The organism is Evansella cellulosilytica DSM 2522 (genome assembly GCF_000177235.2).
Classification (GTDB): Bacteria; Bacillota; Bacilli; order Bacillales; family Salisediminibacteriaceae; genus Evansella; species Evansella cellulosilytica.
In genome coordinates, this window is record NC_014829.1 from 90,977 (window position 1) to 112,500 (window position 21,524).

At 44.7% G+C, this 21,524-nt stretch carries 11 protein-coding genes, 11 tRNA genes and 5 rRNA genes; all 27 read left to right on the forward strand.

Annotated features, from left to right (window positions below; translation table 11 throughout):
- The 27 genes from hslO to BCELL_RS00520 all read left to right on the forward strand — a co-directional run bounded on the left by hslO (position 1) and on the right by BCELL_RS00520 (position 21,506).
- Positions 1-888: an Hsp33 family molecular chaperone HslO gene (hslO, locus tag BCELL_RS00390; protein WP_013486706.1), complete on the forward strand. Its 888-nt coding sequence runs from the start codon at positions 1-3 to the stop codon at positions 886-888.
- Positions 889-970: 82 nt separating this feature from the next.
- The gene (gene cysK, locus BCELL_RS00395; RefSeq protein ID WP_013486707.1) at positions 971-1,900 is read left to right on the forward strand and encodes a cysteine synthase A; all 930 of its coding nucleotides are present in this window, start codon (positions 971-973) and stop codon (positions 1,898-1,900) included.
- A gap of 192 nt (positions 1,901-2,092) precedes the next feature.
- A complete protein-coding gene (locus BCELL_RS00400) occupies positions 2,093-3,517 on the forward strand; it encodes an anthranilate synthase component I family protein (protein WP_013486708.1) in 1,425 nt (474 codons plus the stop codon).
- 16 nt (positions 3,518-3,533) lie between these two features.
- On the forward strand, positions 3,534-4,130 hold the full coding sequence (gene pabA, locus BCELL_RS00405) for an aminodeoxychorismate/anthranilate synthase component II (protein WP_013486709.1): 597 nt from the start codon (positions 3,534-3,536) through the stop codon (positions 4,128-4,130).
- The gene (gene pabC, locus BCELL_RS00410) at positions 4,115-4,981 is read left to right on the forward strand and encodes an aminodeoxychorismate lyase (RefSeq protein ID WP_013486710.1); all 867 of its coding nucleotides are present in this window, start codon (positions 4,115-4,117) and stop codon (positions 4,979-4,981) included. The genes pabA and pabC overlap by 16 nt, the downstream gene beginning before the upstream one ends.
- Before the next feature lie 3 nt (positions 4,982-4,984).
- Positions 4,985-5,827: a dihydropteroate synthase gene (gene folP / locus BCELL_RS00415; RefSeq protein WP_013486711.1), complete on the forward strand. Its 843-nt coding sequence runs from the start codon at positions 4,985-4,987 to the stop codon at positions 5,825-5,827.
- A 13-nt stretch (positions 5,828-5,840) separates the two neighbouring features.
- On the forward strand, positions 5,841-6,200 hold the full coding sequence (gene folB, locus BCELL_RS00420) for a dihydroneopterin aldolase (protein ID WP_013486712.1): 360 nt from the start codon (positions 5,841-5,843) through the stop codon (positions 6,198-6,200).
- A 2-nt stretch (positions 6,201-6,202) separates the two neighbouring features.
- The gene (gene folK, locus BCELL_RS00425; protein ID WP_013486713.1) at positions 6,203-6,739 is read left to right on the forward strand and encodes a 2-amino-4-hydroxy-6-hydroxymethyldihydropteridine diphosphokinase; all 537 of its coding nucleotides are present in this window, start codon (positions 6,203-6,205) and stop codon (positions 6,737-6,739) included.
- A complete protein-coding gene (locus BCELL_RS21905) occupies positions 6,691-6,897 on the forward strand; it encodes a helix-turn-helix domain-containing protein (protein WP_013486714.1) in 207 nt (68 codons plus the stop codon). The genes folK and BCELL_RS21905 overlap by 49 nt, the downstream gene beginning before the upstream one ends.
- An 18-nt stretch (positions 6,898-6,915) precedes the next feature.
- Positions 6,916-7,911, forward strand: a complete 996-nt coding sequence (dusB, locus tag BCELL_RS00435) for a tRNA dihydrouridine synthase DusB (protein ID WP_013486715.1) — start codon at positions 6,916-6,918, stop codon at positions 7,909-7,911.
- A 179-nt stretch (positions 7,912-8,090) separates the two neighbouring features.
- The gene (gene lysS, locus BCELL_RS00440; RefSeq protein WP_013486716.1) at positions 8,091-9,590 is read left to right on the forward strand and encodes a lysine--tRNA ligase; all 1,500 of its coding nucleotides are present in this window, start codon (positions 8,091-8,093) and stop codon (positions 9,588-9,590) included.
- Between the two features lie 867 nt (positions 9,591-10,457).
- Positions 10,458-12,012, forward strand: a 16S ribosomal RNA gene (locus BCELL_RS00445).
- A 163-nt stretch (positions 12,013-12,175) separates the two neighbouring features.
- Positions 12,176-12,252: transfer RNA gene (locus BCELL_RS00450), tRNA-Ile, on the forward strand.
- A 13-nt stretch (positions 12,253-12,265) separates the two neighbouring features.
- A tRNA-Ala gene (locus BCELL_RS00455) sits at positions 12,266-12,341 on the forward strand.
- A 182-nt stretch (positions 12,342-12,523) separates the two neighbouring features.
- Positions 12,524-15,456, forward strand: a 23S ribosomal RNA gene (locus BCELL_RS00460).
- A gap of 69 nt (positions 15,457-15,525) precedes the next feature.
- Positions 15,526-15,641 (forward strand): 5S ribosomal RNA (rrf, locus tag BCELL_RS00465).
- Positions 15,642-15,649: 8 nt separating this feature from the next.
- Positions 15,650-15,725: transfer RNA gene (locus BCELL_RS00470), tRNA-Val, on the forward strand.
- Positions 15,726-15,730: 5 nt separating this feature from the next.
- Positions 15,731-15,806 (forward strand) — tRNA-Thr (locus BCELL_RS00475).
- 18 nt (positions 15,807-15,824) lie between these two features.
- A tRNA-Lys gene (locus BCELL_RS00480) sits at positions 15,825-15,900 on the forward strand.
- A gap of 14 nt (positions 15,901-15,914) precedes the next feature.
- A tRNA-Leu gene (locus BCELL_RS00485) sits at positions 15,915-15,999 on the forward strand.
- Between the two features lie 48 nt (positions 16,000-16,047).
- A tRNA-Gly gene (locus BCELL_RS00490) sits at positions 16,048-16,122 on the forward strand.
- A 25-nt stretch (positions 16,123-16,147) separates the two neighbouring features.
- Positions 16,148-16,236, forward strand: a tRNA-Leu gene (locus BCELL_RS00495).
- A 3-nt stretch (positions 16,237-16,239) separates the two neighbouring features.
- Positions 16,240-16,316: transfer RNA gene (locus BCELL_RS00500), tRNA-Arg, on the forward strand.
- 64 nt (positions 16,317-16,380) lie between these two features.
- Positions 16,381-16,457 (forward strand) — tRNA-Pro (locus BCELL_RS00505).
- 7 nt (positions 16,458-16,464) lie between these two features.
- Positions 16,465-16,540 (forward strand) — tRNA-Ala (locus BCELL_RS00510).
- A 152-nt stretch (positions 16,541-16,692) separates the two neighbouring features.
- Positions 16,693-18,247: ribosomal RNA gene (locus BCELL_RS00515) — 16S ribosomal RNA — on the forward strand.
- Positions 18,248-18,573: 326 nt separating this feature from the next.
- Positions 18,574-21,506: ribosomal RNA gene (locus BCELL_RS00520) — 23S ribosomal RNA — on the forward strand.
- Together the 16S, 23S and 5S rRNA genes with 11 tRNA genes alongside form the textbook arrangement of a ribosomal RNA operon.
- Positions 21,507-21,524: the final 18 nt, after the last annotated feature.

The window sequence follows — 21,524 nt, forward strand, 5'->3', positions numbered from 1 at the left end:
GTGAAAGATTATTTAGTAAAAGCTTTAGCATATGAAGGGACAGTGCGTGCTTATGCGATTCAATCAACAGAGATGGTCCGAGAAGCAGCAAGAAGGCATGACACATGGAGAACGGTAACAGCAGCTCTTGGTAGAGCGTTAACGGCAGGAACGATGATGGGAGCTATGCTTAAAGGAGAAGAAAAGCTAACTGTAAAAATAGAAGGAACTGGTCCAGCTAGTCCGATTATCATTGATGCGAATGCAAAAGGTGAAGCGAGAGGCTATGTTTCTAATCCCCACGTTGATCCCGACAGAAAGCCATCGGGAAAATTAAATGTTTCTGCAGCAGTTGGTGAGCAAGGTTCTTTATCTGTTGTGAAGGATTTAGGAATGAAAGAGAATTTCACAGGGAGTGTACCGCTTATATCTGGTGAGCTAGCTGAGGACTTCACTTATTACTTTGCTTCTTCTGAACAGACACCATCCTCTGTTGCGTTAGGCGTTATCGTAGGAAAAGATGATTTAGTTTTGTCAGCTGGAGGATTTATCCTGCAAATGATGCCAGGAGTAAAAGAAAAAACGATTGACGAAATTGAAGCGAGATTGAAGGAAGTACCTCCAGTATCTCAGCTAATTGAAGATGGATTATCTCCTGAAGAGATCTTATACTTTTTACTCGGAGAAAAGAATGTAAAAATTTTAGAAAACATCCCTGTTGCTTTTCAATGTCATTGCTCAAAGGAAAGGATCGCACAAGCGATTTTAGGTCTTGGTGAGGACGAAGTAAAAGGAATGATTGCTGAAGATAAGGGAGCTGTTACAGAGTGTCATTTCTGTAACGAAACATATACATTCACCGAGGAAGAACTTCAAGTCATATTAGATGAAATAATTGAAAGAAAATGATTGACGACTATTTCTATTTTTTGCTATATTAAAAACAAGAAAACCAACCGACATACTCGGTATTTAAGGGGAGGAACAAATAATGGCAAAAGTAGTCAATTCAATTACAGAACTTATAGGTGAAACTCCGTTAGTAAAGTTACAGCGTTTAGTATCTGAAAATCATGCAGATGTATATTTAAAGCTTGAATTTATGAATCCTGGAAGTAGTGTTAAAGACAGAATTGCGCTTTCCATGATTGAAGACGCAGAGGATAAAGGGATTTTAAAGCCTGGAGATACAATTGTTGAACCGACAAGTGGTAATACAGGAATCGGTTTAGCAATGGTTGCTGCAGCAAAGGGCTACCGCACTTTAATCGTGATGCCGGAAACGATGAGTTTAGAGCGTCGTAACCTGCTTCGTGCATATGGTGCAGAGCTTGTTCTCACTCCAGGGCCAGACGGAATGGGTGGAGCGATTCAAAAAGCGAGAGAGCTACAGAGAGAACATGGTTATTTCATGCCACAGCAATTTGAAAATGAAGCAAATCCGAAAATCCATCGTGAAACGACTGGTAAGGAACTACTAGAGCAAGTTGGAGACCAGTTAGATGCTTTCGTTTCTGGAATTGGAACAGGCGGTACGATTACTGGAGCTGGACAATTATTAAAAGAGAAATTCCCAGAGCTACATGTCGTTGCGGTTGAGCCAAGTGACTCACCAGTTTTATCTGGTGGAGCGAAAGGACCACATAAAATACAAGGAATTGGTGCGGGGTTTGTTCCTGATATATTGAACACGGAAATTTATGATGAGGTCGTTACTGTATCTACTGAGCAAGCTTTTGAATATGCACGTAGAGCAGCGAGAGAAGAGGGAATTTTAGGTGGAATTTCTTCTGGAGCTGCGATTTATAGTGCCCTTCAAGTAGCTGAAAAGCTAGGAAAAGGGAAAAAGGTAGTTGCTGTGATCCCAAGTAATGGTGAGCGCTACTTAAGTACACCACTTTATCAGTTTGAAGAAGAATAATAAAACTTTTATAAGCAATTAAAGTTATGGATGAGCCCACTATAAAACTTGTAGTGGGCTTTTTTGAAAAGATAAGATTTCAACAGATAAAAGTATCATAAAACGTGATCCGTTGCACCACACTACATCCAACAGTATAATAGTGGAGATAAAGGTACCATTAATAATGGTTTCAAAAGGTGGGGTGTTTTGATGTGCACGAAAAAAATAGCCATTGGTAATAAATTACCTTTAGCTTCCGTTACGAATAATTGGTTTATAACATATACTGCTTTAGTTGAAAAAGAAGAAAATCATGTTTTACTAGAGAGTGGAAGAGGTGGCCGCTACTCCATTATAGGCATGAAGCCGTGGGCGATTATTAAAGGGAAAAATAAAGAGATGACGATTGAAACAAAGGATGGAACTGAAATGAAGAAAGGTCCTTTACTTGAATCGTTAAGAGAATGGCTAAGTTTTTATGAAATAGAAACAAATGATGACTTACCTGACTTTCAAGGTGGCATTATTGGGCAGTTTAGTTATGATTTAATTCGAGAAATTGAAAGGTTGCCTGAGGATACGGAAGATGACTTAGGAACATACGATGTTCATTTTATGGCATTTGATGATATCGTTGTTATTGACCATATGGAAGAAATGATATGGTTTATTACGTTAACCGATTATAAACAAACTGGTGAATGTCGATTAAAACATATGGAAGAACTTTGGCGGAATGATTCTGGGAGCGCGAAACCTTGGTACCACCAGTTTCAATCTAAACCGACAGTTGAGGAACGGTCTTTTACTGAGGATAAATTTATTGAAGCGGTGGAAAAGACGCGAAATTATATAGCAGCTGGCGATGTCTTTCAAGTTAACTTATCTGTAAGAGAAACGAGACAGTTAGAAACACATCCGCTTCACATATATGATTGCTTGAGAAAAATTAACCCGTCTCCATATATGGGATATTTTCATACACCAGAATTGCAATTAGTCGGAGGTTCACCAGAACTTTTAGTAAAAGTAAGTGGAGATGAGGTAAGTACGCGTCCGATTGCAGGAACCCGTTCAAGGGGCAAAAATGAAGAAGAAGATCAGGCGCTTGCGAATACGTTAATTAATAATGAAAAGGAAAGAGCGGAGCACGTGATGCTTGTCGATCTTGAAAGAAATGATATTGGACGAGTATGTAAATATGGTACTGTTGAAGTAAATGAGTTAATGGTCATTGAAAAATACTCCCATGTGATGCATATTGTTTCAAATGTAAGGGGAAAAAAAGCAGACCAATATGACTTAATGGACGTCATTGCAGCTACTTTCCCTGGAGGAACGATTACCGGAGCACCGAAAATTAGAACGATGGAAATTATTGAAGAGCTAGAGCCCGTTCGACGAGGCGTTTATACCGGATCACTTGGTTGGATTGGCTTTAACGGGGATATGGAGCTAAATATTACAATTAGGACTATGGTCGCAAAATCAGGTAAAGTACACGTTCAAGCAGGAGCAGGTATTGTCATAGACTCCAATCCTATGGCAGAATATAAGGAATCATTAAAAAAAGCAAAAGCGTTATGGAAAGCAAAAGAGCTGAGTGAAGAAGAGCAAAAACAAAAATTAGTTTAGCTGAGGAGGAGAAAAAATGATTTTAATGATTGATAACTATGATTCTTTTACGTACAACCTTGTACAATATTTAGGTGAAATGGGTCAAGAACTAATAGTGAAAAGAAATGATCAAATAACAATTGAAGAAATTGAAGAATTAAACCCTAAGTACATTATGGTTTCACCTGGTCCGTGTACCCCTAATGAAGCAGGTATTAGTTTAAAAGTAATCGAGCATTTTGCTGGTAAAATTCCTATTTTTGGCGTTTGTCTTGGCCATCAATCTATCGCCCAAGTATTTGGCGGCGATGTCATTAGAGCAGAGCGCTTAATGCACGGGAAAACGTCAGAAATGTACCATAATGGGGAAACCATCTTCAAGAATATACCAAGCCCATTTACAGCAACAAGGTATCACTCCCTAATCGTGAAGAAAGAAACGCTTCCTGATTGCTTTGACATTACTGCAGAAACAAAAGAGGGAGAAATTATGGCTATTAGGCATAAAGAATTGCCTATAGAAGGAGTACAATTTCACCCAGAGTCAATTATGACAGGGGAAGGGAAAGTGTTATTAAATAATTTTTTAGATCATCATAAGGAGTTTGAGAAGCAATGTACCTCTATATGAATGGTTCTATTATAAATAAAGAAGACGCGTCTATTTCCCCTTTTGACCACGGTTTTTTATACGGTTTAGGGTTATTTGAAACGTTTCGAACATATGATGGTCATCCGTTTTTATTGGATGACCATTTTCATCGTTTACAAGAAAGCGCCGATGAAATGGGCATTATCCTACCTACTTATAAGCGGGAAAAAGTAGAAGGTGTTATTCGCGATTTACTAGAGGCAAATCAATTAAAAGACGGTTACTTTCGTTGGAATATTTCCGCCGGTGAAGAGGAAATTGGGTTAACAACAACACCGTATTCTGCTCCGAATACGATCGTATTTGTAAAACCGTTACCTGCACAGCAGGCCGCTGAGAAAAACGGGCAACTATTATCGCAAAGAAGGAATTCTCCGGAAGGAAAGTATCGGCTAAAATCACATCATTATTTAAATAATATATATGGTAAGCGCGAGACAGGTAATAACCCTCATACGGAAGGGATATTTTTGACAGAAGATGGTTTTGTAAGTGAAGGAGTCGTTTCTAATGTATTCTGGACTAAAAATAAAACAGTTTATACTCCTGACCGAGAATGTGGTGCATTGGATGGCATTACGAAACAATTTGTTGCAGCAATTGCAAATAAATGTGGTATTAATGTAATAGAAGGGAAATTTAAGAAAGAAGCCTTGTTAGAAGCTGATGAAGTATTCGTTACAAACTCCATTCAAGAAATAGTCCCAATAAAGGAAATTGGTGACGCTGTTTATAAAGGAATGAAAGGTGAAGTTTATCATTTTTTACATAACAACTACAAAAAACATACATCAACTGTTTTTTCTAGAGAGGAAGTTAAAGGAGGCTAGTGGATGACTTTTAATAAAGTAATGGAATGGCAAGGATATCGACTAGATTTTAATACAAAGACTTATGTAATGGGTATTTTAAATGTAACCCCCGACTCTTTTTCCGATGGTGGAAAGTATGGAGAAGAGTCATTTGCAGTAAAACATGCTTTATCAATGATAGAAACTGGAGCGGATATTATTGATGTTGGGGGAGAGTCTACACGACCTGGTGCAAGCAAAGTAGCAGAAGAAGAGGAATTACGCCGTGTGCTTGACCCAATTAAAGCAGTCAGCGAAGTGGTACAAGTTCCAATCTCTATTGATACATACAAAGCATCTGTTGCAGAAAAAGCCATTCAGGCTGGTGCAAGTATCATCAATGATGTTTGGGGAGCAAAGGCAGATGATAACATGGCAGCTGTTGCTGCTCATTATGATGTTCCGATTATACTTACGCACAACCGCGAGAAAGCCGATTACAACAACTTTATAGAAGACGTCATTAGAGACTTAGAGGAGAGTATTTCATTATGTCTGAATGCTGGTGTATCTGATAGCAAAATCATACTCGATCCTGGAGTCGGTTTTGCAAAAACGTATGAGCAAAATGTACTTGTGATGCGTCATCTAGAGAAAATCTCTGAAATGGGATATCCAGTATTGTTAGGTACATCAAGAAAATCGTTAATTGCGAAAACGTTGGACTTGCCTGTTAATGAACGCGTCGAAGGTACTGGTGCAACAGTGTGTTTAGGGATAACAAAAGGGACAAATATCGTAAGGGTACATGACGTGCTAGAGATGAGTAGAATGGTAAAAATGATGGATGTTATGATTGGGAAAGCACAATTGCCAAACGTATAAAGGAGAGCAAATCATGGACAAAATTTATGTTAATGGAATGGACTTTTATGGCTACCATGGTGTTTTTGCCGAGGAAAATAAGTTAGGCCAAAGATTTTTTGTCGACGTTGTAATGGAGGTAAATACGAGAGAAGCTGGAATTACAGATGATTTAAATAAAACGGTTAATTATGGAGAAGTTTATAAAATTACTAAAAATATAATGGAAGGGCAAGCTGTAAATTTAGTTGAATCACTTGCCGAACGTATTTCACATGCAGTCTTATTAAGTTTTCCAATGGTTCATGCGGTAGTGGTGAAGGTCGTCAAACCGAACCCACCTATTCAAGGTCATTATGAATCCGTTGCTGTTGAAATAAGAAGGGAAAGATAACGTTGAAAAAGGATAATGAACATGTGGCCTATCTTTCATTAGGATCAAATATAGAAAGTCGCTATGATTACTTAACATTCGCCTTGAAAAAACTACGGGAAAACCCTAACATCACTATTGTAAAACAGTCATCTATTTATGAAACAGAACCTATTGGTGTAATAAACCAAGCAGCTTTTTTAAATATGGCTGTTAAAATATCAACGAGTTATTCACCTTCAAGCCTATTAATCGCGCTTCAAAAAATTGAGCAGCAAGGAAATAGAACACGTGATCGAAGGTGGGGACCAAGGACAATTGATCTTGACATTTTGCTTTTTAACAAAGAAAATATAAACTTGGAACATTTACAAATACCTCATCCACGAATGTATGAACGAGCATTTGTATTGGTTCCACTTTTTGAAATAGAACCAAGTATTGTATTTAACAATGGGAAAACCATTGCATCATATATTGATCAATTAACGGACAAAGAAGGTGTACGCCAATGGAAGATTTCATCTGGGGCAGGAGAATCAGAGCATTCCGAAAGCTAAAAGGTTTTACTCAGGAGGAATTCGCTCGACAACTTAGTATATCTGTATCTGTATTGGGCGAAATTGAGCGCGGTAGTAGAGTACCGTCAGATGAATTGCTAGTGAGTGTCACCGAAGTTTTGAACGTTACGCTTGAAGAATTAAAATCGATTAAATGAAAAGTGAGGTGAATGTCATTGTTAAAAATCGGGGACATTGAAATGAAGAATCAAGTCGTTCTTGCACCAATGGCTGGTGTATGCAATCCAGCGTTTCGATTAATTGCAAAAGAGTTTGGAACTGGACTTGTTTGTGCTGAAATGGTCAGTGACAAAGCAATCCTTCATAAAAATCAAAGATCATTAAAAATGTTATACGTTGATGATAGAGAGAAACCATTAAGCCTACAAATTTTTGGTGGTGATAAAGATACTTTAGTAGAAGCAGCAAAAGTCGTTGATAAGCAAACGAATGCAGACATCATCGATATTAATATGGGATGCCCAGTACCAAAAATTACGAGCTGTGATGCAGGGGCGCGTTGGTTGTTAAACCCGGATAAAATTTATGAAATGGTATCCTACGTTGTCGATGCTGTCGATAAACCTGTTACGGTAAAAATGCGTATCGGTTGGGATGAAGAACATATATTTGCTATTGAAAATGCCGAAGCGGTAGAGCGTGCAGGTGGTAAAGCTGTTGCTGTCCACGGTCGTACGAGAGTGCAGATGTATGAAGGAGAAGCAAATTGGGATATCATTAGAGATGTTAAGAATGCTGTTAATATCCCTGTTATTGGTAATGGAGATATTAAAACACCAGAGGATGCTAAGCGTATGATCGATACGACAGGTGTTGACGGAGTCATGATCGGCCGTGCTGCTTTAGGAAACCCTTGGATGTTGTATCGTACTATTCATTATTTGCAAACAGGTGAGAATAAACCTGAACCTAGTGATAAAGAAAAGATGGACGTATGTATTCTCCATATGGATCGTTTAGTATCGCTTAAAGGTGAAGTAGTAGCTGTACGTGAAATGCGTAAGCATGCAGCTTGGTATATAAAAGGGATGAAGGGGTCGTCTACACTACGTAATGCAATTAATAGTGTAACGAAAAGAGATGACATGGCAGCTGTATTAAACGATTTTGTTGAGAATCAACAAGAAACCCCCGCTGTCGCAGGCCGTTGATTTGACAACATCTATGAAGTTTCCTATAATACCTTTCAGACAAACAAACTGCCAGTCAAAGAAACTGGCAGTTTTGTTGTTTGATTTTGATTGTTTCAGTTAAGTATTAATAATATACATAATGTCGTTTAAAATTTTTCATGAGTTAAAATAAATATGTTTTACAGGAGATGGTAAGGGTGAGTCAAGAACTAGAACTTAATGATCAGTTGAAGGTGAGACGAGAAAAGCTTAAAGATATGTTAGATCTCGGTATTGATCCATTTGGGCAACGTTTTGAACGTACACATTCAGCTCAAGACTTAAAGGAGCTTTATGAGGAAGAGTCAAAAGAAGAATTAGAGGAAAAAGCGATTGAGGTAACATTAGCTGGTAGAGTGATGACAAAGCGTGGAAAAGGGAAGGCTGGCTTTGCACATATTCAAGATTTAACAGGACAAATTCAGTTATATGTGAGAAAAGATCAGGTCGGAGAAGATCAATACGATATTTTTAACCGAATAGATATTGGTGATTTAGTAGGTGTTACAGGAGAAGTATTTAAAACGAAGGTTGGGGAGCTTTCAATTAAAGTGAAAGATTTTCAAATCTTAACGAAAGCTTTAAGACCACTACCTGATAAATATCATGGATTAAAGGATGTTGAACAACGCTATCGTCAGCGCTACGTAGATTTAATTGTTAATCCAGAGGTTCGTGAAACATTTATTTTAAGAAGTAAAATTCTTCAATCGATGAGAAGGTATTTAGACAATCAAGGGTATTTAGAGGTAGAGACACCTACAATGCATGCTATTGCTGGGGGAGCTTCTGCACGTCCTTTCGTAACACATCATAATGCTTTAGATATGACGCTCTACATGCGAATTGCTATTGAATTGCATTTAAAACGACTTATCGTTGGTGGGTTAGAAAAAGTATATGAAATAGGTAGAGTGTTTAGAAATGAAGGTATTTCTACTCGCCATAACCCAGAGTTTACAATGATAGAGTTATATGAAGCTTACGCTGATTATAATGACATAATGGAATTAACAGAAAACTTAATTGCTCATATTGCTGAAGAAGTGCTAGGTACAACAACTGTCAACTACAATGGTGTAGATGTAGACTTAAAACCTAGATGGAAACGAGTTCACATGGTAGATGCAATTAAAGAATATACAGGTGTTGATTTCTGGGAAGAAATGACAGATGAAGAAGCGCGTGCGTTAGCGAAGGAGCATAACGTCCCTGTCAAAGATACAATGAAATATGGACACGTAGTAAATGAATTCTTTGAAACATTTGTAGAGGAAAAATTAGTACAACCTACATTTATATATGGTCACCCTGTAGATATTTCACCACTCGCGAAGAAAAACGCAGACGATGAAAGATTTACAGATCGCTTTGAATTGTTTATTGTAGCGCGCGAACATGCCAATGCATTTACAGAACTCAATGACCCAATCGATCAACGGGAGCGTTTTGAGGCACAACTAGTCGAGCGTGAGCAAGGTGATGATGAAGCGCATATGATGGATGAAGATTTCGTTGAGGCGTTAGAATATGGTATGCCTCCTACAGGTGGATTAGGAATAGGTATTGACCGTTTAGTTATGCTATTAACTAATTCTCAATCTATTAGAGATGTGCTCCTATTCCCGCAAATGCGTCATCGAGATGCTGAAGACTAGGATAGGTTGATTCATAAGCTTGATTTTGTTCTTGAATTCATCTGCAACCAATAGAGCTACAGAAAAAACATGTAAGTAATTTTTATTTAGTTTCTATTTGATGATAATTGTATTAGAGCAAGGAACGTTCAATAGCTTAGGGTCCACTCCATAATAAATTCTTTTATTGCTAGTGTGTATATATTTTGGGGATGGACAGAATGAGCATTCTTCTGTAACTGTATGTAATTACTAAACACTTTCATTTAATGTCAAAAATGATGTAGTCCTAAACATCATTTTTAATGAGTGAAGTTAATGAAGAACATGACAAGATTAATAAAAAAAATTAGTGCTGCACGAGGTCGCTTTTTATGTCTAAAAAAACTGCTTGTAAAAGAATATCTTTTTAAGCAGTTTTTTGTTTAATTTTTTTTGAAGCAGGGAATGCTCTTTTTGTAGAAGAATATTAAATTATTTCATTACATATTTGTTTAGCTAGCTTGTAATTGTTGTTTCATTACCTAAGCAAATACAAATTATTTAACAGTGTAATTTTTTTATAAAAAAGGGTTGCATCGATTTTATTATCGTGGTATATTATTTTTTGTCGCTGAAAACAACACGAGATGATTCAAAAAAGATTATCAAAAAGTGTTGACAACAAATCAGCTAAATGTTATATTAATTAAGTCGCTGTCAAACGACAATTCATGACAGTGGAGAACAATTAAAAGATATTTTGACCTTTGAAAACTAAACAAAAAGCCAAGCGAAGTGGGATAGACACATTAATCGTTTATACGATTGATGAAAGGATATCCCGTCAATAAGATTTAAAAATTAGCCAAAATTTGGCTTGATGTCAGAGACATCGAACTCAACAATTTTTTGGAGAGTTTGATCCTGGCTCAGGACGAACGCTGGCGGCGTGCCTAATACATGCAAGTCGAGCGGATCAAATAAGAGCTTGCTCTTATGAGATCAGCGGCGGACGGGTGAGTAACACGTGGGCAACCTGCCTTACAGACTGGGATAACTCCGGGAAACCGAAGCTAATACCGGATGATCAACGGAACCGCATGGTTCTATTGTAAAAGTTGGGAGTAATCCTAACACTGTGAGATGGGCCCGCGGCGCATTAGCTAGTTGGTGAGGTAATGGCTTACCAAGGCAACGATGCGTAGCCGACCTGAGAGGGTGATCGGCCACACTGGAACTGAGACACGGTCCAGACTCCTACGGGAGGCAGCAGTAGGGAATCATCCGCAATGGGCGAAAGCCTGACGGTGCAACGCCGCGTGAACGATGAAGGTCTTCGGATTGTAAAGTTCTGTTGTTAGGGAAGAACAAGTGCCATTCAAATAGGTTGGCACCTTGACGGTACCTAACCAGAAAGCCCCGGCTAACTACGTGCCAGCAGCCGCGGTAATACGTAGGGGGCAAGCGTTGTCCGGAATTATTGGGCGTAAAGCGCGCGCAGGCGGTCTCTTAAGTCTGATGTGAAAGCCCACGGCTCAACCGTGGAGGGTCATTGGAAACTGGGGGACTTGAGTGTAGGAGAGGAAAGTGGAATTCCACGTGTAGCGGTGAAATGCGTAGATATGTGGAGGAACACCAGTGGCGAAGGCGACTTTCTGGCCTACAACTGACGCTGAGGCGCGAAAGCGTGGGGAGCAAACAGGATTAGATACCCTGGTAGTCCACGCCGTAAACGATGAGTGCTAGGTGTTAGGGGTTTCGATACCCTTAGTGCCGCAGTTAACACATTAAGCACTCCGCCTGGGGAGTACGGCCGCAAGGCTGAAACTCAAAGGAATTGACGGGGGCCCGCACAAGCAGTGGAGCATGTGGTTTAATTCGAAGCAACGCGAAGAACCTTACCAGGTCTTGACATCCTCTGACACTCCTAGAGATAGGACGTTCCCCTTCGGGGGACAGAGTGACAGGTGGTGCATGGTTGTCGTCAGCTCGTGTCGTGAGATGTTGGGTTAAGTCCCGCAACGAGCGCAACCCTTGATCTTAGTTGCCAGCATTCAGTTGGGCACTCTAAGGTGACTGCCGGTGACAAACCGGAGGAAGGTGGGGATGACGTCAAATCATCATGCCCCTTATGACCTGGGCTACACACGTGCTACAATGGGTGGTACAAAGGGCAGCAAAGCCGCGAGGCCGAGCGAATCCCATAAAGCCACTCTCAGTTCGGATTGCAGGCTGCAACTCGCCTGCATGAAGCCGGAATTGCTAGTAATCGCGGATCAGCATGCCGCGGTGAATACGTTCCCGGGCCTTGTACACACCGCCCGTCACACCACGAGAGTTTGTAACACCCGAAGTCGGTGAGGTAACCTTTTGGAGCCAGCCGCCGAAGGTGGGACAGATGATTGGGGTGAAGTCGTAACAAGGTATCCCTACCGGAAGGTGGGGATGGATCACCTCCTTTCTAAGGAGCAGTTATTTTCTACAACAACTGTAGAAACATAAAGCTCATTACTTTCGAACTTCGCTTTGGACTTTTTGTTTAGTTTTGAGAGATTATACTCTCTGTATAAGTTATTAACTTAATAAATAGTATCTTATTTGTATATTCTTATACCCCTTTGTAGGGGCCTGTAGCTCAGCTGGTTAGAGCGCACGCCTGATAAGCGTGAGGTCGGTGGTTCGAGTCCACTCAGGCCCACCATAATAAAGGATTTGGGGCCTTAGCTCAGCTGGGAGAGCGCCTGCCTTGCACGCAGGAGGTCAGCGGTTCGATCCCGCTAGGCTCCACCAATTTATTAACGTAGTTTTAAGAACATAACGAATAGGGTTTTTAACTATGTTTGTCCTTTGAAAACTAGATAACAAAAACTGATTTAAATGATCACCAGTAGATATCAATAGAAGTCTATTCTTCTAACGAAATCAACTGTGTGTCTTAGTTAAGGCGAATGTAAGACGCCACACTTTTTAGTGGTTAAGCTAGAAAGGGCGCACGGTGAATGCCTTGGCACTAGGAGCCGATGAAGGACGGGACGAACACCGATATGCTTCGGGGAGCTGTAAGTAAGCTTTGATCCGGAGATTTCCGAATGGGGGAACCCACCATCCGTAATGGGATGGTATCCATACCTGAATACATAGGGTATGAGAAGGCAGACCTGGGGAACTGAAACATCTTAGTACCCAGAGGAAGAGAAAGCAAATGCGATTTCCTGAGTAGCGGCGAGCGAAACGGAATTAGCCCAAACCAAGAGGCTTGCCTCTTGGGGTTGTAGGACACTCCATACGGAGTTACAAAGAAACAGCGTAGGTGAAGCGATCTGGAAAGGTCTGCGAGACAAGGTAACAGCCCTGTAGCCGAAACGTTGTTTCCTCCGGAGTGTATCCTGAGTACGGCGGGACACGTGAAACCCCGTCGGAATCCGGGAGGACCATCTCCCAAGGCTAAATACTCCCTAGTGACCGATAGTGAACCAGTACCGTGAGGGAAAGGTGAAAAGCACCCCGGGAGGGGAGTGAAATAGATCCTGAAACCGTGTGCCTACAAGTAGTTGGAGCCCGTTAATGGGTGACAGCGTGCCTTTTGTAGAATGAACCGGCGAGTTACGATAACGTGCGAGGTTAAGTTGAAGAGACGGAGCCGCAGCGAAAGCGAGTCTGAATAGGGCGCCATAGTACGTTGTTGTAGACCCGAAACCGTGTGATCTACCCATGTCCAGGGTGAAGTCCAGGTAACACTGGATGGAGGCCCGAACCCACGCACGTTGAAAAGTGCGGGGATGAGGTGTGGGTAGGGGTGAAATGCCAATCGAACACGGAAATAGCTGGTTCTCCCCGAAATAGCTTTAGGGCTAGCCTCGAGGTGAGAGTATTGGAGGTAGAGCACTGATTGGACTAGGGGTCCCCACAGGATTACCGAATTCAGTCAAACTCCGAATGCCATTTACTTATCCTCGGGAGTCAGACTGCGAGTGCTAAGATCCGTAGTCAAGAGGGAAACAGCCCAGACCATCAGCTAAGGTCCCAAAGTATACGTTAAGTGGAGAAGGATGTGGAGTTGCTTAGACAACCAGGATGTTGGCTTAGAAGCAGCCACCATTGAAAGAGTGCGTAATAGCTCACTGGTCGAGTGACTCTGCGCCGAAAATGTACCGGGGCTAAACGTATCACCGAAGCTATGGATTGTCCTTACGGACAGTGGTAGGGGAGCGTTCCAAGGGCGTTGAAGCATGACCGGAAGGACATGTGGAGCGCTTGGAAGTGAGAATGCCGGTATGAGTAGCGAAAAGAGGGGTGAGAATCCCCTCCGTCGAAAGCCTAAGGTTTCCTGAGGAAGGCTCGTCCGCTCAGGGTAAGTCGGGACCTAAGCCGAGGCCGAAAGGCGTAGGCGATGGCAAACAGGTTGAAATTCCTGTACCACCACGTCACCGTTTGAGCAACGGGGGGACGCAGGAAGGTAGGGTAAGCGCACTGATGGATATGTGCGTCGAAGCAGTGAGGCTGACAAGTAGGCAAATCCGCTTGTCATAAGGCTGAGCTGTGATCGCGAGGGAAATTATAGTACCGAAGTTCCTGATCCTACACTGCCAAGAAAAGCCTCTAGCGAGGTGACTGGTGCCCGTACCGCAAACCGACACAGGTAGGCGGGAAGAGAATTCTAAGACGCGCGGGAGAACTCTCGTTAAGGAACTCGGCAAAATGACCCCGTAACTTCGGGAGAAGGGGTGCTCTATTAGGGTGTATGCCCGAGAGAGCCGCAGTGAATAGGCCCAAACGACTGTTTATCAAAAACACAGGTCTCTGCCAAGCCGTAAGGCGAAGTATAGGGGCTGACACCTGCCCGGTGCTGGAAGGTTAAGAGGAGGGGTTATCCTTCGGGAGAAGCTCTGAATTGAAGCCCCAGTAAACGGCGGCCGTAACTATAACGGTCCTAAGGTAGCGAAATTCCTTGTCGGGTAAGTTCCGACCCGCACGAAAGGTGCAACGATTTGGGCACTGTCTCAACGAGAGACCCGGTGAAATTATATTACCTGTGAAGATGCAGGTTACCTGCGACAGGACGGAAAGACCCCATGGAGCTTTACTGTAGCTTGATATTGGATTTTGGTACAACTTGTACAGGATAGGTAGGAGCCTTGGAAGCCGGAGCGCTAGCTTCGGTGGAGGCGTCGGTGGGATACTACCCTGGTTGTACTGGAATTCTAACCTCGGTCCGTAATCCGGATCAGGGACAGTGTCAGGTGGGCAGTTTGACTGGGGCGGTCGCCTCCTAAAAAGTAACGGAGGCGCCCAAAGGTTCCCTCAGAATGGTTGGAAATCATTCGTAGAGTGCAAAGGCATAAGGGAGCTTGACTGCGAGACATACAGGTCGAGCAGGGACGAAAGTCGGGCTTAGTGATCCGGCGGCACCGTATGGAAGGGCCGTCGCTCAACGGATAAAAGCTACCCTGGGGATAACAGGCTAATCTCCCCCAAGAGTCCACATCGACGGGGAGGTTTGGCACCTCGATGTCGGCTCATCGCATCCTGGGGCTGAAGTAGGTCCCAAGGGTTGGGCTGTTCGCCCATTAAAGCGGTACGCGAGCTGGGTTCAGAACGTCGTGAGACAGTTCGGTCCCTATCCGTCGCAGGCGTAGGAAATTTGAGAGGAGCTGTCCTTAGTACGAGAGGACCGGGATGGACACACCGCTGGTGTACCAGTTGTTCCGCCAGGAGCATAGCTGGGTAGCTACGTGTGGAAGGGATAAGTGCTGAAAGCATCTAAGCATGAAGCCCCCCTCAAGATGAGATTTCCCATCACGTAAGTGAGTAAGATCCCTCAGAGATGATGAGGTTGATAGGTCTCATGTGGAAGCATGGCGACATGTGAAGCTGAGAGATACTAATCGATCGAGGGCTTAACCAAACTTTATTAAGACGATCATTTAATCAGATAATGTTATCTAGTTTTGAGAGGATAAACTCTCATAAAAAGTCCAGTGACGATAGCGGAGAGGTCACACCCGTTCCCATGCCGAACACGGTAGTTAAGCTCTCCAGCGCCGATGATAGTTGGGGGTTTCCCCCTGTGAAAGTAGGACGTTGCTGGGCAGGTAAATGGAGGATTAGCTCAGCTGGGAGAGCACCTGCCTTACAAGCAGGGGGTCGGCGGTTCGATCCCGTCATCCTCCACCATTTATGCTGGCCTAGCTCAATTGGTAGAGCAACTGACTTGTAATCAGTAGGTTGGGGGTTCAAGTCCTCTGGCCAGCACCATATTCATTCCTTTTATAGGAGCCATTAGCTCAGTTGGTAGAGCATCTGACTTTTAATCAGAGGGTCGAAGGTTCGAGTCCTTCATGGCTCACCATTTTAAAATTGTTTGCGGGTGTGGCGGAACTGGCAGACGCGCTAGACTTAGGATCTAGTGCCTTCGGGCGTGGGGGTTCGACTCCCTTCACCCGCACCAAACGATTTTAAAAAATATATAATTAGTCCGTTATTAACTTATTTATTTGCGGGAGTAGTTCAGTGGTAGAACACCACCTTGCCAAGGTGGGGGTCGCGAGTTCGAATCTCGTCTTCCGCTCCAGTAATTTAAGTTTGTAATTCGTCTAGCCGGGGTGGTGGAATTGGCAGACACACAGGACTTAAAATCCTGCGGTAGGTGACTATCGTGCCGGTTCAAGTCCGGCCCTCGGCACCATAAGCGCCCGTAGCTCAATTGGATAGAGCGTTTGACTACGGATCAAAAGGTTAGGGGTTCGACTCCTCTCGGGCGCGCCATAATAAATTATACATGCACTAATCCCTTTATCTTTAGTATAGTGTTTGTAGATAGTTTAAATAACGGGAAGTGGCTCAGCTTGGTAGAGCACCTGGTTTGGGACCAGGGGGTCGCAGGTTCAAATCCTGTCTTCCCGACCATCTTTTTGGGGCCTTAGCTCAGCTGGGAGAGCGCCTGCCTTGCACGCAGGAGGTCAGCGGTTCGATCCCGCTAGGCTCCACCAATATTATTGATCTTTGAAAACTAAACAAAAAGCCAAGCGAAGTGGGATAGACACATTAGTCGTATATACGATTGATGAAAGGATATCCCGTCAATAAGATTTATAAATTAGCCAAAATTTAGCTTGATGTCAGAGACATCGAACTCAACAATTTTTTGGAGAGTTTGATCCTGGCTCAGGACGAACGCTGGCGGCGTGCCTAATACATGCAAGTCGAGCGGATCAAATAAGAGCTTGCTCTTATGAGATTAGCGGCGGACGGGTGAGTAACACGTGGGCAACCTGCCTTACAGACTGGGATAACTCCGGGAAACCGAAGCTAATACCGGATGATCAACGGAACCGCATGGTTCTATTGTAAAAGTTGGGAGTAATCCTAACACTGTGAGATGGGCCCGCGGCGCATTAGCTAGTTGGTGAGGTAATGGCTCACCAAGGCAACGATGCGTAGCCGACCTGAGAGGGTGATCGGCCACACTGGAACTGAGACACGGTCCAGACTCCTACGGGAGGCAGCAGTAGGGAATCATCCGCAATGGGCGAAAGCCTGACGGTGCAACGCCGCGTGAACGATGAAGGTCTTCGGATTGTAAAGTTCTGTTGTTAGGGAAGAACAAGTGCCATTCAAATAGGTTGGCACCTTGACGGTACCTAACCAGAAAGCCCCGGCTAACTACGTGCCAGCAGCCGCGGTAATACGTAGGGGGCAAGCGTTGTCCGGAATTATTGGGCGTAAAGCGCGCGCAGGCGGTCTCTTAAGTCTGATGTGAAAGCCCACGGCTCAACCGTGGAGGGTCATTGGAAACTGGGGGACTTGAGTGTAGGAGAGGAAAGTGGAATTCCACGTGTAGCGGTGAAATGCGTAGATATGTGGAGGAACACCAGTGGCGAAGGCGACTTTCTGGCCTACAACTGACGCTGAGGCGCGAAAGCGTGGGGAGCAAACAGGATTAGATACCCTGGTAGTCCACGCCGTAAACGATGAGTGCTAGGTGTTAGGGGTTTCGATACCCTTAGTGCCGCAGTTAACACATTAAGCACTCCGCCTGGGGAGTACGGCCGCAAGGCTGAAACTCAAAGGAATTGACGGGGGCCCGCACAAGCAGTGGAGCATGTGGTTTAATTCGAAGCAACGCGAAGAACCTTACCAGGTCTTGACATCCTCTGACACTCCTAGAGATAGGACGTTCCCCTTCGGGGGACAGAGTGACAGGTGGTGCATGGTTGTCGTCAGCTCGTGTCGTGAGATGTTGGGTTAAGTCCCGCAACGAGCGCAACCCTTGATCTTAGTTGCCAGCATTCAGTTGGGCACTCTAAGGTGACTGCCGGTGACAAACCGGAGGAAGGTGGGGATGACGTCAAATCATCATGCCCCTTATGACCTGGGCTACACACGTGCTACAATGGGTGGTACAAAGGGCAGCAAAGCCGCGAGGCCGAGCGAATCCCATAAAGCCACTCTCAGTTCGGATTGCAGGCTGCAACTCGCCTGCATGAAGCCGGAATTGCTAGTAATCGCGGATCAGCATGCCGCGGTGAATACGTTCCCGGGCCTTGTACACACCGCCCGTCACACCACGAGAGTTTGTAACACCCGAAGTCGGTGAGGTAACCTTTTGGAGCCAGCCGCCGAAGGTGGGACAGATGATTGGGGTGAAGTCGTAACAAGGTATCCCTACCGGAAGGTGGGGATGGATCACCTCCTTTCTAAGGAGCAGTTATTTTCTACAACAACTGTAGAAACATAAAGCTCATTACTTTCGAACTTCGCTTTGGACTTTTTGTTTAGTTTTGAGAGGTCATACTCTCAAAATAAAGTCGTTGTGCTCGCTGAACGCTAACGCGTATCAGCTCAAAAGACAGCACAACTACTTGATTATCGCACACTTGCGTGGTGCGATTTGTCCTTTGAAAACTAGATAACAAAAACTGATTTAAATGATCACCAGTAGATATCAATAGAAGTCTATTCTTCTAACGAAATCAACTGTGTGTCTTAGTTAAGGCGAATGTAAGACGCCACACTTTTTAGTGGTTAAGCTAGAAAGGGCGCACGGTGAATGCCTTGGCACTAGGAGCCGACGAAGGACGGGACGAACACCGATATGCTTCGGGGAGCTGTAAGTAAGCTTTGATCCGGAGATTTCCGAATGGGGGAACCCACCATCCGTAATGGGATGGTATCCATACCTGAATACATAGGGTATGAGAAGGCAGACCTGGGGAACTGAAACATCTTAGTACCCAGAGGAAGAGAAAGCAAATGCGATTTCCTGAGTAGCGGCGAGCGAAACGGAATTAGCCCAAACCAAGAGGCTTGCCTCTTGGGGTTGTAGGACACTCCATACGGAGTTACAAAGAAACAGCGTAGGTGAAGCGATCTGGAAAGGTCTGCGAGACAAGGTAACAGCCCTGTAGCCGAAACGTTGTTTCCTCCGGAGTGTATCCTGAGTACGGCGGGACACGTGAAACCCCGTCGGAATCCGGGAGGACCATCTCCCAAGGCTAAATACTCCCTAGTGACCGATAGTGAACCAGTACCGTGAGGGAAAGGTGAAAAGCACCCCGGGAGGGGAGTGAAATAGATCCTGAAACCGTGTGCCTACAAGTAGTTGGAGCCCGTTAATGGGTGACAGCGTGCCTTTTGTAGAATGAACCGGCGAGTTACGATAACGTGCGAGGTTAAGTTGAAGAGACGGAGCCGCAGCGAAAGCGAGTCTGAATAGGGCGCCATAGTACGTTGTTGTAGACCCGAAACCGTGTGATCTACCCATGTCCAGGGTGAAGTCCAGGTAACACTGGATGGAGGCCCGAACCCACGCACGTTGAAAAGTGCGGGGATGAGGTGTGGGTAGGGGTGAAATGCCAATCGAACACGGAAATAGCTGGTTCTCCCCGAAATAGCTTTAGGGCTAGCCTCGAGGTGAGAGTATTGGAGGTAGAGCACTGATTGGACTAGGGGTCCCCACAGGATTACCGAATTCAGTCAAACTCCGAATGCCATTTACTTATCCTCGGGAGTCAGACTGCGAGTGCTAAGATCCGTAGTCAAGAGGGAAACAGCCCAGACCATCAGCTAAGGTCCCAAAGTATACGTTAAGTGGAGAAGGATGTGGAGTTGCTTAGACAACCAGGATGTTGGCTTAGAAGCAGCCACCATTGAAAGAGTGCGTAATAGCTCACTGGTCGAGTGACTCTGCGCCGAAAATGTACCGGGGCTAAACGTATCACCGAAGCTATGGATTGTCCTTACGGACAGTGGTAGGGGAGCGTTCCAAGGGCGTTGAAGCATGACCGGAAGGACATGTGGAGCGCTTGGAAGTGAGAATGCCGGTATGAGTAGCGAAAAGAGGGGTGAGAATCCCCTCCGTCGAAAGCCTAAGGTTTCCTGAGGAAGGCTCGTCCGCTCAGGGTAAGTCGGGACCTAAGCCGAGGCCGAAAGGCGTAGGCGATGGCAAACAGGTTGAAATTCCTGTACCACCACGTCACCGTTTGAGCAACGGGGGGACGCAGGAAGGTAGGGTAAGCGCACTGATGGATATGTGCGTCGAAGCAGTGAGGCTGACAAGTAGGCAAATCCGCTTGTCATAAGGCTGAGCTGTGATCGCGAGGGAAATTATAGTACCGAAGTTCCTGATCCTACACTGCCAAGAAAAGCCTCTAGCGAGGTGACTGGTGCCCGTACCGCAAACCGACACAGGTAGGCGGGAAGAGAATTCTAAGACGCGCGGGAGAACTCTCGTTAAGGAACTCGGCAAAATGACCCCGTAACTTCGGGAGAAGGGGTGCTCTATTAGGGTGTATGCCCGAGAGAGCCGCAGTGAATAGGCCCAAACGACTGTTTATCAAAAACACAGGTCTCTGCCAAGCCGTAAGGCGAAGTATAGGGGCTGACACCTGCCCGGTGCTGGAAGGTTAAGAGGAGGGGTTATCCTTCGGGAGAAGCTCTGAATTGAAGCCCCAGTAAACGGCGGCCGTAACTATAACGGTCCTAAGGTAGCGAAATTCCTTGTCGGGTAAGTTCCGACCCGCACGAAAGGTGCAACGATTTGGGCACTGTCTCAACGAGAGACCCGGTGAAATTATATTACCTGTGAAGATGCAGGTTACCTGCGACAGGACGGAAAGACCCCATGGAGCTTTACTGTAGCTTGATATTGGATTTTGGTACAACTTGTACAGGATAGGTAGGAGCCTTGGAAGCCGGAGCGCTAGCTTCGGTGGAGGCGTCGGTGGGATACTACCCTGGTTGTACTGGAATTCTAACCTCGGTCCGTAATCCGGATCAGGGACAGTGTCAGGTGGGCAGTTTGACTGGGGCGGTCGCCTCCTAAAAAGTAACGGAGGCGCCCAAAGGTTCCCTCAGAATGGTTGGAAATCATTCGTAGAGTGCAAAGGCATAAGGGAGCTTGACTGCGAGACATACAGGTCGAGCAGGGACGAAAGTCGGGCTTAGTGATCCGGCGGCACCGTATGGAAGGGCCGTCGCTCAACGGATAAAAGCTACCCTGGGGATAACAGGCTAATCTCCCCCAAGAGTCCACATCGACGGGGAGGTTTGGCACCTCGATGTCGGCTCATCGCATCCTGGGGCTGAAGTAGGTCCCAAGGGTTGGGCTGTTCGCCCATTAAAGCGGTACGCGAGCTGGGTTCAGAACGTCGTGAGACAGTTCGGTCCCTATCCGTCGCAGGCGTAGGAAATTTGAGAGGAGCTGTCCTTAGTACGAGAGGACCGGGATGGACACACCGCTGGTGTACCAGTTGTTCCGCCAGGAGCATAGCTGGGTAGCTACGTGTGGAAGGGATAAGTGCTGAAAGCATCTAAGCATGAAGCCCCCCTCAAGATGAGATTTCCCATCACGTAAGTGAGTAAGATCCCTCAGAGATGATGAGGTTGATAGGTCTCATGTGGAAGCATGGCGACATGTGAAGCTGAGAGATACTAATCGATCGAGGGCTTAACCAAACTTTATTAAGACGATCA

Excerpts from the sequence above, each read along its gene's own strand:
- BCELL_RS00400 (WP_013486708.1), top strand. The coding sequence starts at position 2,093 with ATGTGCACGAAAAAAATAGCCATTGGTAATAAATTACCTTTAGCTTCC.
- cysK (WP_013486707.1), top strand. The coding sequence starts at position 971 with ATGGCAAAAGTAGTCAATTCAATTACAGAACTTATAGGTGAAACTCCG.
- folP (WP_013486711.1), top strand. The coding sequence starts at position 4,985 with ATGACTTTTAATAAAGTAATGGAATGGCAAGGATATCGACTAGATTTT.
- pabC (WP_013486710.1), top strand. The coding sequence starts at position 4,115 with ATGTACCTCTATATGAATGGTTCTATTATAAATAAAGAAGACGCGTCT.
- BCELL_RS21905 (WP_013486714.1), top strand. The coding sequence starts at position 6,691 with ATGGAAGATTTCATCTGGGGCAGGAGAATCAGAGCATTCCGAAAGCTA.
- pabA (WP_013486709.1), top strand. The coding sequence starts at position 3,534 with ATGATTTTAATGATTGATAACTATGATTCTTTTACGTACAACCTTGTA.
- folB (WP_013486712.1), top strand. The coding sequence starts at position 5,841 with ATGGACAAAATTTATGTTAATGGAATGGACTTTTATGGCTACCATGGT.